General features: G+C 44.9%; 18 protein-coding genes and 2 pseudogenes. 9 read left to right on the top strand and 11 right to left on the bottom strand.

The genetic code is table 11. From position 1 onward, the window contains the following. Positions 1-233: 233 nt before the first annotated feature. Together PSI14_RS16815 and PSI14_RS16810 are read left to right on the top strand one after the other, a co-directional pair. The gene (locus PSI14_RS16815; RefSeq protein ID WP_273576999.1) at positions 234-518 is read left to right on the top strand and encodes a hypothetical protein; all 285 of its coding nucleotides are present in this window, start codon (positions 234-236) and stop codon (positions 516-518) included. 35 nt (positions 519-553) lie between these two features. Beyond that, positions 554-856: a helix-turn-helix domain-containing protein gene (locus tag PSI14_RS16810; protein WP_273576998.1), complete on the top strand. Its 303-nt coding sequence runs from the start codon at positions 554-556 to the stop codon at positions 854-856. Between the two features lie 104 nt (positions 857-960). On the opposite strand, the gene PSI14_RS16805 is transcribed toward PSI14_RS16810, so the two are convergent. Then, positions 961-1,431, bottom strand: a complete 471-nt coding sequence (locus tag PSI14_RS16805; RefSeq protein ID WP_273576997.1) for a MarR family transcriptional regulator — start codon at positions 1,429-1,431, stop codon at positions 961-963. A gap of 125 nt (positions 1,432-1,556) precedes the next feature. Here PSI14_RS16805 and PSI14_RS16800 point away from each other — a divergent pair, with 125 nt between their 5' ends. Beyond that, on the top strand, positions 1,557-2,759 hold the full coding sequence (locus PSI14_RS16800; protein WP_273576996.1) for an MFS transporter: 1,203 nt from the start codon (positions 1,557-1,559) through the stop codon (positions 2,757-2,759). A gap of 8 nt (positions 2,760-2,767) precedes the next feature. On the opposite strand, the pseudogene PSI14_RS16795 reads toward PSI14_RS16800, so the two are convergent. From PSI14_RS16795 to ftsY, 9 genes and pseudogenes are all read right to left on the bottom strand, one after another. Further along, a pseudogene (locus tag PSI14_RS16795) lies at positions 2,768-2,991 on the bottom strand (branched-chain amino acid ABC transporter ATP-binding protein); the annotation flags it as partial. 54 nt (positions 2,992-3,045) lie between these two features. After that, positions 3,046-4,179 (bottom strand): glycerate kinase, encoded by a 1,134-nt coding sequence (locus tag PSI14_RS16790; protein WP_273576995.1) that lies wholly within the window; start codon positions 4,177-4,179, stop codon positions 3,046-3,048. 2 nt (positions 4,180-4,181) lie between these two features. Further along, positions 4,182-4,406, bottom strand: a complete 225-nt coding sequence (locus PSI14_RS16785; protein WP_273577000.1) for a hypothetical protein — start codon at positions 4,404-4,406, stop codon at positions 4,182-4,184. After that, on the bottom strand, positions 4,375-4,443 hold the full coding sequence (locus PSI14_RS20290) for a hypothetical protein (protein WP_370688875.1): 69 nt from the start codon (positions 4,441-4,443) through the stop codon (positions 4,375-4,377). Before PSI14_RS20290 ends, PSI14_RS16785 begins: the two co-directional genes overlap by 32 nt. 15 nt (positions 4,444-4,458) lie before the next feature. After that, positions 4,459-5,731 (bottom strand): annotated as a pseudogene (cml, locus tag PSI14_RS16780) (CmlA/FloR family chloramphenicol efflux MFS transporter). Positions 5,732-6,023: 292 nt separating this feature from the next. After that, on the bottom strand, positions 6,024-6,881 hold the full coding sequence (rpoH, locus tag PSI14_RS16775) for an RNA polymerase sigma factor RpoH (RefSeq protein WP_273576994.1): 858 nt from the start codon (positions 6,879-6,881) through the stop codon (positions 6,024-6,026). 212 nt (positions 6,882-7,093) lie between these two features. Continuing rightward, the gene (ftsX, locus tag PSI14_RS16770; protein WP_273576993.1) at positions 7,094-8,074 is read right to left on the bottom strand and encodes a permease-like cell division protein FtsX; all 981 of its coding nucleotides are present in this window, start codon (positions 8,072-8,074) and stop codon (positions 7,094-7,096) included. Beyond that, positions 8,067-8,747 (bottom strand): cell division ATP-binding protein FtsE, encoded by a 681-nt coding sequence (gene ftsE / locus PSI14_RS16765; RefSeq protein WP_273576992.1) that lies wholly within the window; start codon positions 8,745-8,747, stop codon positions 8,067-8,069. The genes ftsX and ftsE overlap by 8 nt, the downstream gene beginning before the upstream one ends. Before the next feature lie 6 nt (positions 8,748-8,753). Continuing rightward, positions 8,754-10,298: a signal recognition particle-docking protein FtsY gene (gene ftsY / locus PSI14_RS16760; RefSeq protein WP_273576991.1), complete on the bottom strand. Its 1,545-nt coding sequence runs from the start codon at positions 10,296-10,298 to the stop codon at positions 8,754-8,756. A 310-nt stretch (positions 10,299-10,608) separates the two neighbouring features. Here ftsY and rsmD point away from each other — a divergent pair, with 310 nt between their 5' ends. From rsmD to PSI14_RS16740, 4 genes are all read left to right on the top strand, one after another. Next, complete coding sequence (rsmD, locus tag PSI14_RS16755) at positions 10,609-11,199, top strand: 16S rRNA (guanine(966)-N(2))-methyltransferase (protein ID WP_273576990.1); 591 nt, start codon at positions 10,609-10,611, stop codon at positions 11,197-11,199. Between the two features lie 40 nt (positions 11,200-11,239). Next, complete coding sequence (locus PSI14_RS16750) at positions 11,240-11,521, top strand: DUF1145 family protein (RefSeq protein ID WP_273576989.1); 282 nt, start codon at positions 11,240-11,242, stop codon at positions 11,519-11,521. 220 nt (positions 11,522-11,741) lie between these two features. After that, complete coding sequence (locus PSI14_RS16745; RefSeq protein WP_273576988.1) at positions 11,742-12,368, top strand: lysoplasmalogenase; 627 nt, start codon at positions 11,742-11,744, stop codon at positions 12,366-12,368. A gap of 192 nt (positions 12,369-12,560) precedes the next feature. Further along, entirely contained in the window at positions 12,561-14,930 is a 2,370-nt protein-coding gene (locus PSI14_RS16740) for a zinc/cadmium/mercury/lead-transporting ATPase (RefSeq protein WP_273576985.1), read from the top strand. Positions 14,931-15,131: 201 nt separating this feature from the next. Here PSI14_RS16740 and tusA read toward each other — a convergent pair whose 3' ends face one another. Further along, the gene (gene tusA / locus PSI14_RS16735) at positions 15,132-15,383 is read right to left on the bottom strand and encodes a sulfurtransferase TusA (RefSeq protein WP_273576983.1); all 252 of its coding nucleotides are present in this window, start codon (positions 15,381-15,383) and stop codon (positions 15,132-15,134) included. Positions 15,384-15,551: 168 nt separating this feature from the next. Between tusA and PSI14_RS16730 the strand changes: the two genes are divergently transcribed. After that, entirely contained in the window at positions 15,552-16,217 is a 666-nt protein-coding gene (locus PSI14_RS16730; RefSeq protein WP_273576981.1) for a 7-cyano-7-deazaguanine/7-aminomethyl-7-deazaguanine transporter, read from the top strand. 206 nt (positions 16,218-16,423) lie between these two features. Beyond that, positions 16,424-17,524 (top strand): glycerol dehydrogenase, encoded by a 1,101-nt coding sequence (locus PSI14_RS16725; RefSeq protein WP_273576979.1) that lies wholly within the window; start codon positions 16,424-16,426, stop codon positions 17,522-17,524. The last annotated feature ends 107 nt before the right edge of the window (positions 17,525-17,631 follow it).

Genomic DNA, 17,631 nt, shown 5'->3' with positions numbered 1-17,631 from the left:
AGTTTATAATCTAAAAAAATCGCCAATAAGAATAAAAGATGTCAATTAATATGAAATTAGGGAACTATTTATTATTTTTTGCGTATTTATCTTATTGAATGACAAAAAAATCGTTGTAAATCAATAAAATAATTTATAGATAATTACATAAAATCCCATAAAGTAAAAACTAGGAGAATATTAGTTATCTCTCGTGCAAGGAGAACAGAAATTCTGTTTAAGCCGCATCGGAAATGCAGTCGAAAAAATATGTAGGAGGTCGCGATAAGACAGAAAAATGTAATTCATATCATGGAAGAACATTCCTTGTTTCAAGGAGGGACTGTTTTTTACAAAACGTTAATAAAAAAATCATGTCATTACAAAAAAAGACGCATATCAGAAAACAAAACGGCGAGTCAGGTGGTAACAATAAGCATACCGTGAACGGTAATAAATCCGTCAAGGCAGGCTCTATTTTACAAGCTACTGGCGGAGCAAAAATCCAACTAATTTTAAGCTCCGGCAAGTCTCATTGATGACGCCATAACTTACTGATTAAAAAGGATAAGATATGGACGATGCAAATCTATCAGTCGGGAAACGCATTCAAACCAAGAGGAAAGAACAGGGTATCACTGCAACAGCATTAGCGAAGCAGATTGGTATCAGTCAACAACAACTTTCACGTTATGAAAGGGGAACAAACCGAATTAATATAAACCATCTTGTTGATATTGCTAGAATATTAGATACTCAGATAGATTGGTTTTTCCAAGATTGTATAGAAGGTAAAAAAGAGGACAATACTGTTAATAAACTCACGGATCAATTTACTCCCATTGCTGAAACAACTATAGGGAAAAATGGTTGTTAAATGGGACAAGATAAATTCGTCAGAAGCCTATTGTGTCATTGATTTCAATTACCCAATCCGGCTTCTGACTCTTGTCAAATATCACTGTAAAATTATGCATTTCATTATCGGGTGTGTCCCATCATATCAGCGATATCGACAATAAATCGCTTAATGGTCATCAGCTCTTCCGCCGAGTAGTTTTCCAATAGTTTCAACCACCTTGCTTCTGCTTGCTGATGCAGTTTTTCATGAGCAGCAAAGATCCGCTTTCCATCATCAGTCAAACTAAAATAAGTTTCTTTCTGATTATCTGCCATTTTCAGTTTTTCAACGATAGAACGTTGGAGAAGTTTTGCACAGATTTTTGAGATCGCGCCCTTGGTCATCCCCATTGCTTGGCTGATACTCGTGATATTTAATAATCCCGATACCCCGATACTCTGAATCACATGTAATTCAGACAATGAGTAGTCACTGAGTCCATATTCACGGAGTGCCTCTTCATGATGTCCCCTCTTAGTACTGCCTCTTAAGTGTATCAAGTGGTTAACAGCAGTAAGAATCTCGCGTTGGTAAACTGTTCGGTTATTCATTTACAACGATTTCCAAGGAAAATATTTCGAACATCATACCCAAAAAAGATAAAAAAGATCTTTACAAAATCTACCCATTTATTAACCTCCATATTGTTTCCTTGGAAACAATATGGAGAAAAAAGATGAATAGATGTAGCTCAATCCGTAATATAAAAGTGATCTTCTACCTAGTGTGCTTTAGTGCCCTACTCGGCTCTCTCGCTCAAAATATCTATGCTCCCGTTATCCCTACTATAAAAGAGTTATTCAATACGTCCCTGCCTTTGGTAAACCTAACAGTATCAGCATTCACATTTGTTTTAGCTGTTATGCAAATCGTGTACGGCCCATTAGCTGATAGTAAAGGTCGAAAAGCCATTTTACTTCCTGCCCTTGCTATCTCCGTCATTGGATCTATTGGTTGTGCGATGACTTCCGATATTTATTGGCTGATTGCCTTTCGAATTGTTCAATCCATTGGAATTGCAGCTATTCCTGTTATTGCAGCGACAATCATTGGCGATCTGTATGAAGGTCAGCAACGTGCTAAAGCCATCAGTACTTATCAAATGTTGTTAACACTGTCGCCTGCTTCTGGGCCATTGATCGGCGGCTATTTAGCCGAATTAAATGGCTATGTTGCGATTTTCCAATTTATTGCTGTTATTGGCGGGTTAATGCTTGTCAGCAACTTGCTGTGGCTGCCAGAAACTAAGCCAAAAACCAAGCCGGAACAATCAGAACGTTCCCAAAGAATGTCCTTTCACTTCCGTGAAATTTTGTCAGACCGCATCGCACAATCCGTTTTCTGTATTGGCTTTATACTGTTCTATTGTTACTTCTGCTTTTTAACTTTTTTACCCATTATTTTAAATGAAGAATATGGCTTCAGCCCTGCCGATATTGGTTGGATGTACATTCCCATGTCATTGACAATGATTGTTGGCAGTTACAGTCACCGTTTACTTCATCATCGACTATCTGAGATAAATGGTCTTATTATCAGTAGCTTGTTAAATATGAGCTTCATTCTGTTATTTTCCATCACATATCGATTCGGTATTCCCACTTTAATCATTGTCACCGCTTTATACGGTTTCACTTTAGGGATATCGACACCTACACATACCTCTTTGCTGTTAGCAAAGTTTGTGGAAGAACGAGCAACTGTAATCGGGATGTATAATTTCATCAGATATATGGGAATGGCCGTTGGCCCAATGGTTGGCAGCCTCTTGTTATTTAATAATCGCTATGAATGGATATTCTTAGTAGGAGCACTGTTATTTACTGTATCTATTGGTTTTACTGTCATTATGACTCAACGACATGGTAAGACTGAGTAACCCAGTAATTAGGCATTTCTGACCGCTTTATTGGCTAGCAATGCCTTGCTTGTTCTTCCAAAACAATATGTCCGTTTTCGAGCATATAACCACAATCAGCTAGTTTCAGCGCTTGATTCGAATTCTGTTCAACCAGAAAAATGGTCATGCCCTCATCATGCAACTGCTGGTTGGTATCGAAAATCTGCATAATGATAGTGGGTGCCAACCCAAGAGATAGCTCCCCGCATAATGTACTGAGCAAGATAGACTGAAAAATCAAAAGAATTCAAAAATAGCATAGTATTCAACGAGAAATAGCCCAAACCGCTGCAATATTACGTGCTGTTACCTGCAAGTTATCAGCGCTATTGGCAAGGGCATCTGACAGGGAGCAAGCCTCTGGTATGATGGAAAAGACTGCATCCAACCCATGTTGATGCACAACGTGATAATCCCGGCTCATTCCCCCAACTAACGCAATGGTGGGAATACCAAATTTTTTCGCAACACGGGCAACACCAATGGGCGTTTTACCGTGTATGGTCTGACTATCTATACGGCCTTCCCCCGTAATGACTAGATCCGCGCCCTGAATGGCCTCTTCCAGCTTCAAGGTATCGATAACAATCTCAATGCCTGACTGCAATCTCGCCCCCAAACATCCCAATAAGGAAGCGCCCATTCCTCCCGCCGCACCTGCACCAGCAGTATCAATCACACTGTTCCCCGTTAGGGATTCTATTTTCATTCCATAGTGATGCAATGCAGAATCCAGCGATTTAACCATCTCCGGGGTCGCTCCTTTTTGTGGGCCAAACACCGCTGATGCCCCCTGTTCACCACATAATGGGTTATCCACATCACAAGCCACGGTGAGTTCAATTTGCCTGAGACGTAAGTCCAGATTCGTTAAGTCGATGCTTTCCAGACGGGTTAATGCTGCGCCGCCAAATGGCAGAATACGACCATCACCATCCGATAAATTCGCCCCCAGTGCCTGCATCATACCTGCGCCACCATCGTTGGTTGCACTGCCTCCAATGCCTAATATCAGTTTGCTCGCGCCGTGTTCCAATGCAGCCAGAATCAACTCTCCCGTCCCATAACTTGTTGTTACCAGAGGGTTACGCTGCTCCACAGGCACCAAATGCAACCCAGAGGCCGCCGCCATTTCAATTACTGCGGTTTTTCCGTCTCCAAGCAGGCCAAAAAATGCCTCAACAGGCTGTCCCAAAGGATCAGTAACAGTACATACGATACGTTGTCCTCCTGTGGCGGTGACCAGCGATTCGACTGTCCCTTCTCCTCCATCTGCCATGGGCAACTTAATATAGTCTGCTTGTGGATAAACTTCCTTAAAACCCTGCTCTATCGCCTGTGCCACTTGCAAGGCACTCAGGCTTTCCTTAAATGAATCAGGGGCAATCACAATTTTCATAATCAATTTCCTCGGCTCTCTGACGCATATTTTCTGGCGCCCCTAACCAGCAAAGCCAAATATTCCAAAGAGTAGCACTCAGAATTGGCAACAATGCCAGCAAGTGTTCCCGTTCCCAACAGCATAATGGCAACAGGTGACATACGGCTCAATCCATAAATAATAAATTTACACGAATTTGTACCACTACAATCTTCAAAAGAAGTCATCCGTGTCGCGGTATCCATAGCTCATCCGCTTAATGACTGTAATCCGATTGTTCATACCTCCCAAAACGCTTTAGTCATGATCATTGTCCGATTGCGGGCTACCAATTCCTCGTGACGCAAGGGCATCATGCTCTTCACTGTTCACTGCTAATATGAAGTCTGTTGGGATTAAAGCAGGACAGACAAAGCACTGCTGTTGCTAAGATTAAGCAATAAGCGATAATCGGCCAGGAAGTTGTGCTGGATAAAAGTGTAATGGCGAGTGTTCCGATGCTCCCTAACAATAACCCTCCCAAGCAGAAGTAGACTGCTGTAGCAGTCCCTGCTATATGATCGAAACCTCGAAGCGCACCATTAGGTGCCACAGAAACCGCAATAGCAATCCCAACACCGACAAGCCACATTGGGGCGATGAAGCCAAATACCGACTTAGGCATAAGTGTCTCTCCAGCAGCCAGCAACAGTGCTCCTGCTATCAGGCAGCACATTCCCGCCCGTAACATGTTGAGGCTTCCCCACCGGGCAATCAGACCTCCCACGATTCGTGAAGTAACTATCATTGCGATGGCCACTGTTGCAAATAGCAAGCTGAAGTTAAGCTGCGATAACCCTTGTCGGCCCATCATTAGCCAAGGGGCTGTCGAAAAAAAGACGAAGAAACTACCCATTCCTGCGCTGTAGCAGAGCGTATACAGCCAAAAATTCAGGCGTTTTACAGGAAAAAGTAGCTGCGACCACTGAAAGTCTGCCATCCGTTGCCGTCGAGTCTCTGGCCAAAGTTTCCAGGCTACAATAACAGTTACTGTCATTACGCCCCCTAGCAAACCAAAGATTGCTCGCCACCCCAGCCAAGTATCAACCAACACTCCTAGCAGTGGGCCTACTGCTGGAACCATCGCAAGCATAGAGCTAAGTAAGCCATAGATGATGTTGCCTTCCTCACGACCCGAATAGATGTCGCGTATAGTCGCGAAAGTGGTTACGAGGCATGCCGAAGCACCACAGGCTTGAATAACCCGGAAGCTCAGAAAAACTTCTGGTGATGAAGCTACAGTGAGGCCGAATGAAGCCGCAATGTAAGCAATCCCCCCACCAAGTAAAACAGGGCGACGACCAAGCCGATCTGACAGCGGGCCGAATAGAAGCTGACCGGCTCCTAACAGAACCAGATATGCCGTCAACGTTAGCTGGATAGTCCCAGCTCCTGCACCAAGTACATCGGCTATAAAAGGCACTACGGGTAGATACATATCCATGCCCAGTGATGCCAGTAAATCGAAAGGTGATAACAGTAATATTGTAGCGGTAAGAGAATATTGCCAGGAAAAATCTTTTGAGTGCATGAGTCCATCTCCTCAAGTTAAGGATTTGGCGGCGATCTCGTAGCTATGTGGTTCCTGAGAACGCCGCAACAACCGAAAAACTATGGTTGCTGCGGCTTATTTAATTGCTTTCTCGGTGGTACTCATATGCGGGGGGTCTCTCATGAATGAATCCATATCGTAACAACCTTCACACTAAGATGCGAAGAACCTAATAAAAAGCGATAAAACAAATTATCGCTTTTTAATCTAGCAAGTTTTACTCAACTCATTATATGCAACTAAATGGCATGCCATTAATAAGTCTAAGCGTTTACGCCTCAATAGCCAGTCGCAACTTCTTCATTGCATTTTTTTCTAGCTGTCGAACACGCTCGGCAGATACACCATATTTATCTGCCAATTCCTGCAAAGTGGTTTTGCTGTCATCATCCAACCAACGGGAGCGAATGATGTCTTGGCTACGCTCATCCAGTCCTTCCATCGCCACAGAAAGTTTATCCGCAGCGTGACTTTCCCAGTTATCTTCTTCAATGCCATCGGCAAAGTCAGAAGCTTTGTCTTGCAAATACAGCACCGGCGCCACCGGATGGCTATCGTGATTGTCATCATCAGAGGACATATCAAATGCCATATCCTGCGCTGACATGCGAGATTCCATTTCTCGGACATCTTTGCTGGTCACACCTAATTCTTTGGCGACCAGATCAACTTCATCCTGATTGAACCATCCCAGACGTTGTTTAGCCTTGCGCAAGTTAAAGAACAGCTTGCGCTGAGCTTTTGTTGTTGCAACTTTCACAATACGCCAATTACGCAATACATATTCATGGATTTCTGCCTTAATCCAGTGAACCGCAAAAGAAACCAGACGCACGCCTACTTCTGGATTAAATCGACGAACCGCTTTCATCAGGCCAATATTGCCTTCCTGAATTAAATCCGCTTGCGGCAGACCATAACCGGCATAACTGCGGGCAACATGAACAACGAAGCGCAGGTGAGAAAGAATCAGCTTTTTCGCTGCATCCAGATCTCCCTGGTAATGCAGCCTTTCTGCCAGTTCCCTCTCTTCCTCTGCGGAAAGCATAGGATAAGCATTGGAGGCACGGATGTACCCTTCCAAACTACCTTGTGGAACTAATGCCAAAGTTTGCATTTCTTTTGTCATTCAAATTCTCTCAAAATTAGATCCAAATTGATGGCTTTCAGATTTGCCTGAATTAACCAATGAGATTTATTTAAGTCAAAGATACGTCTATTTTACCACCGTAAAGATCATATTCAAATCGTCTCAATTGTGTGAATATCAGTACAAAGCCATAACTGTGAGTTAGGCAACGATTAAGCCTAAAAGTTCACTATCAGGCCTTGCAAACGCCTTTATTCCGGCCTAAAACGACGCAAATGCTGAATTGTCGCAAACCATGCCGCAGTCCAACCAATCATACCCGAAATAAGCACTAATAAGAGTGCTTCATCCCACCCCAAACCATACAGCCTAAAGCTTGTTCCAAAGACACTCGCGACTTCCGTAACCACATCAGAAAGTTTCCACACCAACAGAGAGGAAAGGATCAGCGAGAATATTGCCCCCAAAATCCCCAATAAGGCTCCACCATTAAGGAAAGGACGCAGAATAAAACCATCAGTTGCCCCAATCAGCTTCATGACGTTAATCGTCTCACGCCGGCTAAAGATGCTCAGCCGGACACTGTTACCAATGACCAAGAGCAATGCAACCACCATTAAAATACTTATCACAGCGGCAATTCTGCCAACAAGGGCGGTCAAGACAGTCAAGCGGGAAAACCAACTATCATCCATCCTGACTTCTTCAATACCTTTAATCTGCGCAACCTGATCTCGTAATGTCGTTAGTGTCTGAGTATTTTGGAAATTCAATTTGGGAGAAACGATGGCGACCGCCGGAAGAGGATTTTCCTCCAGCAGTTCCAGTGCGCTGGCAAACCCCGACCATGCACGGAATTCGTTTACAGCTTCTTCGCGGGAAAGATAATTCACCGATTTCACGCCATCCATGCCTTTCAACTGATCAATCACCTGTTTGGCGCTATTGTCATTCAGTGATTTATCCAAATAGACTGTGAGTTGTGGAACGGGATACCACTGTATCACTGCTTGGTTGACGTTTTTCCAAACAATATAAAACACACTCGGCAAGGTCAGGGAAATGGCTATCACCATAATGGTCAGCAATGTTGCCAGCGGTTGGCCAAACATATCAGACAGAGTGCTTTTCCATGCATAACGCCACTGTACACGCCACCCTCCTTTCAATGATTTGGACTTGGCTGTTTGGGACTGTGTTTTTTTCGCTGAATGACGGACATGCTTAGCCATGCTGTCTTCCTTGCATACGTCCCTGATTCAGGATCAAGGTACGGTAATTTCTTCGTTCAATATTTCTTCGTTCAATAAGAGCGATATCATGGGTAGCCATCAGAACCGTTACACCAACTCGGTTAAATTCTTCAAACAGACGCATGATCCCCTCTGATAATTCCCCATCCAAATTTCCCGTCGGTTCATCCGCCAACAGTACGGTTGGCTTGTTCACCACTGCGCGGGCGATCCCAACACGCTGTTGTTCTCCTCCAGAAAGCTGAATGGGGAAATTTTTCGCTTTGTCCAGCAAGCCGACCTTATCCAACGCCGCAGAGACTCGTCGACGAATGTCTTCAGCGCTTGCCCCTGAGATAATCAGTGGCATAGCAACGTTTTCGTATACCGTGCGATCCAAAAGCAGGTGATGATCCTGAAAAATCATGCCGATCTGACGACGCAGAAAAGGGATCTCCCGGGATTTTAGTCGGCTGATGTCATGACCAGAAAACCAAATATGGCCTGCGCTAGGGCGTTCGATACCACAGATAAGTTTCAAAAGTGTACTTTTACCAGCCCCTGAGTGACCGGTTAAAAATGCCATTTCTCCTGGAAGCAGATGAAAATCCACCCCTTGCAGCGCCTGCCGACCTCCAAGGTAGGCTTTACTGACCTGTTCAAAGCGAATCATTAATAGTTAATCCTCTCGGGCAAAAAGAGCCTCAATAAAGTCGTCTGCCTTAAATGGACGGAGATCTTCAATTCCTTCACCCACGCCAATGTAGCGGATTGGGATCTCAAATTGATCGGCAATAGCGAAGATAACCCCCCCTTTCGCAGTACCATCCAGTTTTGTCAGTGAAATACCCGTCAATCCCACAGCTTCATGGAATAGTTTAGCCTGACTTACTGCATTCTGACCTGTACTTGCATCCAGAGTCAGCATAATTTCATGAGGTGCTTCTTCGTCCAGTTTTTTCATCACCCGAACGATTTTTTTCAGTTCTTCCATCAGATGGGATTTGTTCTGCAAGCGCCCTGCGGTATCCGCAATCAGGATATCAACGCCTTTAGCCTTGGCTGATTGAATAGCATCAAAAATCACTGAGGCCGGATCTGCGCCCGTATGTTGGGCAACCACAGGAATTTTGTTGCGATCACCCCAAACCTGTAACTGCTCTACTGCTGCCGCACGGAAGGTATCCCCGGCCGCCAGCATGACTGATTTGCCCTGAGACTGATATTGACGCGCCAATTTACCAATAGTGGTCGTTTTGCCAACACCATTCACTCCCACCATCAAAATGACATAAGGCGATTTACCTTCAATTTCCAGCGGCTTATCAACTTTCGCCAAAATGTCTGACATCTCTTCTTTCAGTTTAGAGTAAAGCGCTTCTGCATCTTTCAGCTCCTTGCGGCTGGCGTGAGCTGTCAGGTTAGTAATGATCTTACGGGTAGTTTCGACCCCCACATCCGCAATCAGTAACTGCTCTTCCAGTTCGTCAAACAGATCATCATCAATTTTCTTACCACGGAATAGCCCTAAGAAACCAGAGCCAAGATTTTGACGGGTTTTAACTAAGCTACGTTTCAGACGAGCAAAAAAACCTTCTTTGGTTGGCCGTTCTTGTTCCTTCGGTAATGCTGCTTGTTCTTCTGCCTGACGGGTTGCTTCTTCCGCCAAACGTTGCTGCTCAGCTTCTTCAGCGGCACGATGGGCTGCTTCTTCCGCTAAACGCTGCTGTTCAGCTTCTTCCGCAGCACGATGGGCTGCTTCTTCCGCCAGACGTTGCTGTTCGGCTTCTTCCGCAGCACGGCGAGCCACTTCTTCCGCCAAACGTTGCTGTTCAGCTTCTTCCGCAGCACGGCGAACCACTTCTTCCGCCAGACGCTGCTGTTCGGCTTCTTCGGCAGCACGGCGGGCTGCTTCTTCCGCCAGACGTTGCTGTTCAGCTTCTTCCGCAGCACGGCGAGCCACTTCTTCCGCCAGACGTTGCTGCTCGGCTTCTTCCGCAGCACGGCGAGCCACTTCTTCCGCCAAACGTTGCTGTTCAGCTTCTTCCGCAGCACGGCGAGCCACTTCTTCCGCCAGACGCTGCTGTTCGGCTTCTTCGGCAGCACGGCGGACTGCTTCTTCCGTAGCTATTCTTTCTTGTTCAGCTTGTTCTTCTTGCTGCTTCTTATCTTGACGACCAAGTCCGAACCAAGAGAAGAAACCTTTTTTTTTCTCTTTTGCCATCGGCCACTACACTCCTCGCGGTTAATTATGGCGTTATAACAGCCTATCCCATGATATTTTCATCTTTCAAACCACAGCGCTGTTGGCTTCATGACAACCAGAAATCTATTAGATATATGCTGTTTTATCTACTGGGACAGGTTCTAACGGTGATAAAATCCAGTCTAACATTTTCATCACACCACAACACATATCTATAGCGGATTTCATGGTAAATTAATCAATGGATTTCTTCATTTTCACTCACTTTTTGTCTCCGCCAGATATTATTTAATAGCATCGGATGACAAATGATTAAGTTATGTAAATTATGATCAAAAAACCACAACGCGCGTCTTTGGGGCAAATTCGTATTATTGGCGGAAAATGGCGTGGGAGAAAATTGCCGGTTCCTGATAGTGACGGCCTGCGTCCAACAACAGATCGCGTCCGCGAGACTCTGTTTAACTGGCTGATGCCGATAATTCAAGAAGCTCGTTGCCTGGATTGTTTTTCCGGCAGCGGTGCTCTTGGGTTTGAGGCTTTGTCACGTTATGCAAGTCACGCTACCTTAATTGAATATGATCGCAATGTGGCGAAACAACTATCGGTTAACCTAGCCTCATTGAAAGCTGAAAATGCCGATGTGGTACAAGGTAGTGCACTACAATACCTCAACAAATCCCTTAACGGCGCAGAAACACCCTATGATGTGGTTTTCCTCGATCCCCCATTCCGTAAAGGAATGCTGGCTGAAACAATCAATTTATTGGAAGTCAATGGCTGGCTAGCAGAAGAAAGCTGGATTTATGTTGAAGCAGAAGCAGAATCTGCGGCAACAGAAGTTCCTCCAAACTGGAAACTGCATCGGGAAAAAATCGCTGGACAAGTTGCTTATCGGTTATATATTCGCCAGCGGTAAATATGACGTCTGAACAGTAAACATAATTTCGGAGTTAATGATGTTTATTCAATTAGGAAGAGTAATCATGATCTTGGTTTGGGGCATCATGATCTTCAATTTGCTTCATCCATTCCCTAAGCCATTGAAATATTTTATGGATATTGCAATGGTCTTTACAATAATCATGCATGCTTTTCAATTGCTTCTGCTGAAAAACTCCCAGCCTAAAGATCAAAAACTGCCTGCTTTTCTCCAAGCCAAGATCTTCTTTTTCGGCGTTTTTGAGCTATTGGCTTGGCAGAAAAAACAACACAAAGAGAAAGAAGGGGAGAAAAAGTAACGTCCCTTACCAAATGTTCCATTCTGTCTTCTTCCTATTGGAGGCAAACCAAATATCGTCAATGAGTAATTATGCTAATTACTCATTGACGTTCTTTGTTTTTGATAATAAAAATTATTTGTTCGTTAATAACGATGAATCAAGATACTCTCCGTAGCAACCCCATCAAAAATAAAATTGCCTGATAAAAAGGGCGTTAAACATATAGGAAAGGAAAAATATGAGTTGGCCGTTTCTTGCTGTGTTTTTCTCTGGATGGTTATATATTGATGCCGCCTATCGTGGCACCAACTGGCAGCAATGGGTTTTCCGCCCTGTCACTATGTTGCTCCTGTTATTATGGGCCTGGCAGGCACCCAATCTTGAAGTTTCAGGTTACTTCATCATTGCTGGCCTTCTTACTGCATTGCTCTCTGATTCACTCCGCATGCTCCCCAGTAAGTATTTACTCTTCTCATTCATCGCGTTATTTCTGAGTTACTTGTTATATACCATCAGCTTTGCTTTACATATGGGCTTCAATTTCTTCTTCCCACTCCCTTTGATCTTGCTGGTCGTAGGCATTATGGTCATGCTAACAATCTGGACTCGTCTGGATCATATGCGTTGGCGGGTGGTAGATAGCTTCGTTATGGTGCTGCTAATGGTTTGGGTTGCCGGAGAACAATATTTTTCATTCAGCAATGCAAGCCGGTTTTCTATTATGGCTGGTGCTATCCTGCTACTCCTTGCACATAGCATCAATATCATTACTCATTATCGCTTCCCTTTTAAACTGTCAAAAGCGATTGTTGCTGCCTGTGGTTTTATCGGACATTTTTTAATTATTCGTTCACTGTTCCTGTGATTGCTCGCTCTTATCGGGCAAAGGCTTAAAAAGCAGATAACATAAAGAGGGAGGAAGTTGATGATGAGAATCCACCTTAAATAGCACAAATTATCAAAAGAATTCCTCTTATTCGATTTGACTCTGGAGTTCACTCCAGAGTGTAGAGTGAATCTAAACTAATTTACCTTCACTCTCTCTAAGAGGTCGCCTATGTTATCCACTTCCCAAAAACATAAGCAATCACAGCACAGTTCTTCATCTTCCCAACGTTCTTTACCTTCCCAAAAGGAAGAACTTCAGGATGTCGCCAATGATGTAAGTGAGCATTCACATCAATGTCATGATCACAATCACGACCATCCGCATAGTTCCCATGAACATTCTTATGAAAATAGCTCTCATGAACATTCTCATAAACATAGCGGCGCACACTGTTCACACGATCATGCACATACTGTACAGGATAACACTCCCCCCGAATTAACCGCGAGACAGCGTTTTAATTGGATTATCCAAGGCATGGATTGCCCAAGCTGTGCAGGAAAGATCGAAAATGCTGTGAAAAAACTACCAGAAGCCAAGCAGGTCAAGGTTCTATTTACAACAGAGAAACTGGTTGTTGACGCTGATATTGATATTCGCGCCTCCGTCGAGCACGCGGTAAAACAGGCTGGCTTTGAAATCAAAGAGACGGATTCAACATCTAAACTGCCTCCGGCAGTCAATCACTGGAAAACATTCTCCCCAATTCTTATTCTGACTGCTTTGATGTTTGTCAGTTGGGGAATATCAAAGGTCAATGTTCCCGCAGGGCAGATCGCTTTCATCATTACTACGCTAATCGGGTTATATCCGGTTGCGACCAAAGCCATCAAACTGATTCGTTCCGGCACACCCTTCGCCATTGAAACGTTGATGAGTGTTGCCGCTATTGGTGCCTTGTTTATTGATGCCACCGCAGAAGCCGCGATGGTTATTCTTCTGTTCAAATTGGGGGAAATACTGGAATCCTACGCCGCCGGACGCGCACGCCGTGGCGTTAGTGCCTTGATGGCATTGGTTCCTGATCAAGCCCTGCTGATTAAGGATGGAAAAAAGAAAACTATATCAGCGGCTGATCTGCGCCCGGGCGATATCATTGAAATAGCTCCGGGTGCCCGCTTGCCTACCGATGCTGAACTGCTTAGCCCATTTGCCAGTTTCGATGAAAGTGCCCTGACCGGTGAATCTGTTCCGATTGAGCGGCAACAGGGAGAAAAAGTCGCCGCAGGCTGTCTTTCTGTCGATAGTGCTGTACAGATGAAGGTAATCTCTGAACCCGGACACAACGCCATTGATCGCATCCTTCAACTGATTGAAGAAGCCGAAGAACGTCGTGCACCCATTGAGCGTTTTATCGACCGATTCAGTCGCGTCTATACTCCGTTGATTATCTTGTTCTCAGCGCTGGTAGTCTTGATCCCACCACTGTTCTTTGCTGGCTCATGGGAAACTTGGATCTACCGTGGCCTGACTCTGCTTTTAATTGGCTGTCCGTGTGCGTTGGTCATCTCGACACCTGCCGCAATTACTTCCGCACTGGCCGCAGCAACGCGTCGTGGTTCCCTTATCAAAGGTGGAGCAGCATTGGAACAGCTTGGTGCCGTGAGTACAATTGCTCTGGATAAAACCGGTACATTGACCGAAGGAAAACCACAAGTTACTGAAATTGAACCCGCAGAAAATATCAGTGCAGAAACCTTACTGGCACTGGCGGGTGCTGTAGAAAGTGGCTCCCATCACCCATTAGCAAAAGCTATCCTGAATGCGGCAGAAAACAAAGGTGTGACAGTTGTTGAAGCTGAACATCGCAAGGCACTGGCTGGGATCGGCGTTGAAGGGCAATTGTCAGGACAGAAAATTCTCGTCGCAGCCCCTGGAAGATTGCCGGAAAATACCTTGTCCGAACAATGGAAACAGAGAGTCACTGAGTTGGAGAATGGTGGAAAAACAGCGGTTGCAGTCACTCGGGATAAGCAATTTGTGGGATTAATAGCAATGCAAGATACCTTGCGTCAGGATGCCATAGACGCTATCCGTCTCCTGAAAAAACAAGGTGTCGAAGCAGTGATGCTGACCGGTGACAACCCCCGAGCCGCAGCAGCCATTGCTGGTCAGCTAGGCATTGATTATCGCGCCGGATTGTTACCTGAAGATAAAGTGAAAGCCGTCACTGAGTTGAATAAAAAACACCGCACCATGATGGTCGGTGATGGCATCAACGATGCTCCAGCTATGAAAGCCGCCAGCATCGGAGTTGCCATGGGCAGCGGCACCGATGTTGCATTGGAAACGGCCGATGCAGCCCTAACACATAACCGACTGACTGGTTTACCTGAAATTATCGCTCTGTCTCGAACAACCCATTATAACATCCGTCAAAATATCACTATTGCATTGGGCTTAAAGGCGGTATTTCTTATTACGAGTTTATTGGGTATTACGGGGCTATGGATGGCGGTTCTGGCTGATTCAGGAGCCACTGCGTTAGTAACCGCGAACGCGATTCGGCTGTTGAGAGTCAAATCACAGAAGCAATAACAAAAACAATAAATGGAGTTTTAATCTACATCGCCACGGACAGGCAAATGGAAAAGTAATAAAGGAAATTAACAAACTGAAAAGGTGCAGAGCATTATCATGCACCTTTTCAAAATTATAACGACACAAGATTGCTATTTAAGGAAAAAAGAAACAAGGCATCCAGTAAGGTAATAGATAGCCAAACTCCATGCTAATAGCCTAGCATGACGCCTTTTTTCTGAGCAGATACCGATAAGGAGTTTGCTCTGTCTCTTGAGCGATCAATGCATGATCCATAAAACGACAGAATCCCGGAATATCACGGGTTGTGGCCGGATCATCCGCAATGATCAACAACGTCTGACCAGCAACCATATGGCGGACGGTCTTGCGCACCATCATTACTGGCTCCGGGCAACGTAATCCCAACGTATCAAGCGTTTTGTCGGGGTTGGTGAAAACATCGGACATAACAATCTCTGTAGGTTCAAACAATCTATGGCAATGGATTATATTACAAAATATCGTCAACTGCCGTACTTTACTTTTATTGCGCAACGCGCGTATGATCCGGCCACCTGATCTTCAGGTGCATTGATTTTTTGGGTTCCCTCACCCCATCCACCAAAAAGGTACAATATGTTCCGACTGACTGCGCAACAGCGGGCCACGGCATTGATCTGGCTTTCGCTTTTCCACATTTTGATCATTACTTCCAGTAACTATCTGGTGCAATTACCCATCTCCATTTTTGGTTTTCATACCACTTGGGGAGCATTTACATTTCCCTTTATCTTTTTAGCGACTGACCTGACTGTGCGTATTTATGGAGCACCTCTGGCACGCCGGATCATTATTTCCGTCATGCTACCGGCATTGCTGATCTCTTATCTGATCTCCGCTCTGTTTTTCCAGGGGACATGGCAGGGATTTGAAACATTGGGAACCTTTAATTTGTTTGTCGCCCGCATTGCGACAGCCAGTTTTATGGCTTATGTGCTCGGCCAGATATTGGATGTTGGTGTCTTCAACCGCCTGCGCCAGAAAAGTCGCTGGTGGATAGCTCCGGCTACTGCTATGTTTTTCGGTAATATGCTCGATACACTGGCCTTTTTCTTTATCGCATTTTACCGTAGCACTGATGCATTCATGGCAACGCATTGGGTAGAAATTGCTTTGGTAGATTATGCTTTCAAGCTGTTTATCTGCATGCTTTTCTTCCTGCCTGTTTATGGCATTCTGTTGAATTTAATCCTGAAATTTTTTTTCGCCCAAACGGCAGATAAAATCCCGGCCAAAGCCTAATGACGACTCTCCCTAATCGGGGGAGTCTTCCATTTTCCTCGCAATCATCCATTTCCTGCTTTTAACCATAACTTATCTATATATTTTGCCGTATAGTGTTGATGGGCAGGTAAACACAGACTTTGGTATGAAACTGTTCGTAGCCTGCTCCATGCCAGTATTGTGACACTCCATGCCTAATTTCCAGTGAAGAAGGAATATTTCTTATGCTGAAAGTGATCCAGTCTCCATCCAAATATATTCAGGGACCAGGTGCGTTATCTCACATTGGTCAATACACCAAAATGCTTGCTGATCACGTCTTCGTGATTGCTGATAATTTCGTCATGAGTCTTATTGGGGATACCGTCAGCAAAAGCCTAGAAGAACACGAAATCACCAGCCATTTCGAGCTTTTCAACGGTGAATGCAGCCGCAATGAGATCCATCGCTTGTCTGCCATTCTGTTGGAACATCAATGTCAGGCTGTTATCGGGATCGGGGGAGGAAAAACGCTTGATACTGCCAAAGCTGTTGCATACGAATCCAAAATACCCGTGATTATCTCTCCTACTCTTGCTTCAACGGATGCACCGACCAGTGCCCTTTCTGTCCTCTACACTGAACTTGGTGAATTTGATAGCTATCTGTTATACCCACAAAATCCCAATATCGTGCTGATGGATACCAATATCATCGCCAAAGCGCCGGTTCGTCTACTTGTAGCAGGCATGGGAGATGCACTCGCGACCTACTTTGAGGCGCGGGCCAACAGTGCAGCCCACAAACCGACCATGGCTGGCGGAGCAACCTCCACCACAGGTCTGGCATTGGCAAAACTGTGTTATGACACCTTACTGGCAGAAGGTTACAAAGCAAAATTAGCGGTCGAAGCAGGCGTCAGTACACCAGCAGTTGAAAATATTGTTGAGGCGAATACCTATCTCAGCGGCATTGGTTTTGAAAGTGCAGGCCTGGCAGCGGCTCACGCCATCCACAATGGCTTCACCGTGTTGGAAGAATGTCATCATCTCTATCACGGTGAAAAAGTCGCGTTTGGTACTCTGACACAATTGATATTGGAAAATAGCACAAGTGAAGAGTTGGAAACGGTACTCGATTTCTGTGTACAAGTAGGTCTGCCAGTCACGCTGGAGCAATTGGGCTTACGTGATAATGAAAAACTGAATCAGAAAATCATGCAAGTCGCCATCGCAAGCTGTGCCGAAGGTGAAACCATTCACAATATGCCATTTGCTGTGACACCAGAGCAGGTTTACGCCGCAATACTGGCCGCAGACCGAATGGGCAAGGATTGGCTGTATTAAGTAATTGTGAAAATAAATGATTGCGAAAATGATTCAGCGATTGCAGGGCGGGAAATTCTCGCCCTAAAGATTTCTCTCAATTCATCTTCCACTTTTTTATACTGCCG

It is taken from the genome of Xenorhabdus anantnagensis (assembly GCF_028598555.1).
Lineage (GTDB): Bacteria > Pseudomonadota > Gammaproteobacteria > Enterobacterales > Enterobacteriaceae > Xenorhabdus > Xenorhabdus anantnagensis.
Note: the sequence above shows the minus strand (reverse complement) of the source record. Positions and strands in the feature narration are given on the sequence as shown.

Bases quoted from the DNA above. Each gene is read 5' to 3' on its own strand.
- PSI14_RS16815 (WP_273576999.1), top strand. From the start codon at position 234: ATGCAGTCGAAAAAATATGTAGGAGGTCGCGATAAGACAGAAAAATGT.
- PSI14_RS16810 (WP_273576998.1), top strand. From the start codon at position 554: ATGGACGATGCAAATCTATCAGTCGGGAAACGCATTCAAACCAAGAGG.
- PSI14_RS16805 (WP_273576997.1), bottom strand. From the start codon at position 1,431: ATGAATAACCGAACAGTTTACCAACGCGAGATTCTTACTGCTGTTAAC.
- PSI14_RS16800 (WP_273576996.1), top strand. From the start codon at position 1,557: ATGAATAGATGTAGCTCAATCCGTAATATAAAAGTGATCTTCTACCTA.
- PSI14_RS16790 (WP_273576995.1), bottom strand. From the start codon at position 4,179: ATGAAAATTGTGATTGCCCCTGATTCATTTAAGGAAAGCCTGAGTGCC.
- PSI14_RS16785 (WP_273577000.1), bottom strand. From the start codon at position 4,406: ATGGATACCGCGACACGGATGACTTCTTTTGAAGATTGTAGTGGTACA.
- rpoH (WP_273576994.1), bottom strand. From the start codon at position 6,881: ATGACAAAAGAAATGCAAACTTTGGCATTAGTTCCACAAGGTAGTTTG.
- ftsX (WP_273576993.1), bottom strand. From the start codon at position 8,074: ATGGCTAAGCATGTCCGTCATTCAGCGAAAAAAACACAGTCCCAAACA.
- ftsE (WP_273576992.1), bottom strand. From the start codon at position 8,747: ATGATTCGCTTTGAACAGGTCAGTAAAGCCTACCTTGGAGGTCGGCAG.
- ftsY (WP_273576991.1), bottom strand. From the start codon at position 10,298: ATGGCAAAAGAGAAAAAAAAAGGTTTCTTCTCTTGGTTCGGACTTGGT.
- rsmD (WP_273576990.1), top strand. From the start codon at position 10,609: ATGATCAAAAAACCACAACGCGCGTCTTTGGGGCAAATTCGTATTATT.
- PSI14_RS16750 (WP_273576989.1), top strand. From the start codon at position 11,240: ATGTTTATTCAATTAGGAAGAGTAATCATGATCTTGGTTTGGGGCATC.
- PSI14_RS16745 (WP_273576988.1), top strand. From the start codon at position 11,742: ATGAGTTGGCCGTTTCTTGCTGTGTTTTTCTCTGGATGGTTATATATT.
- PSI14_RS16740 (WP_273576985.1), top strand. From the start codon at position 12,561: ATGTTATCCACTTCCCAAAAACATAAGCAATCACAGCACAGTTCTTCA.
- tusA (WP_273576983.1), bottom strand. From the start codon at position 15,383: ATGTCCGATGTTTTCACCAACCCCGACAAAACGCTTGATACGTTGGGA.
- PSI14_RS16730 (WP_273576981.1), top strand. From the start codon at position 15,552: ATGTTCCGACTGACTGCGCAACAGCGGGCCACGGCATTGATCTGGCTT.
- PSI14_RS16725 (WP_273576979.1), top strand. From the start codon at position 16,424: ATGCTGAAAGTGATCCAGTCTCCATCCAAATATATTCAGGGACCAGGT.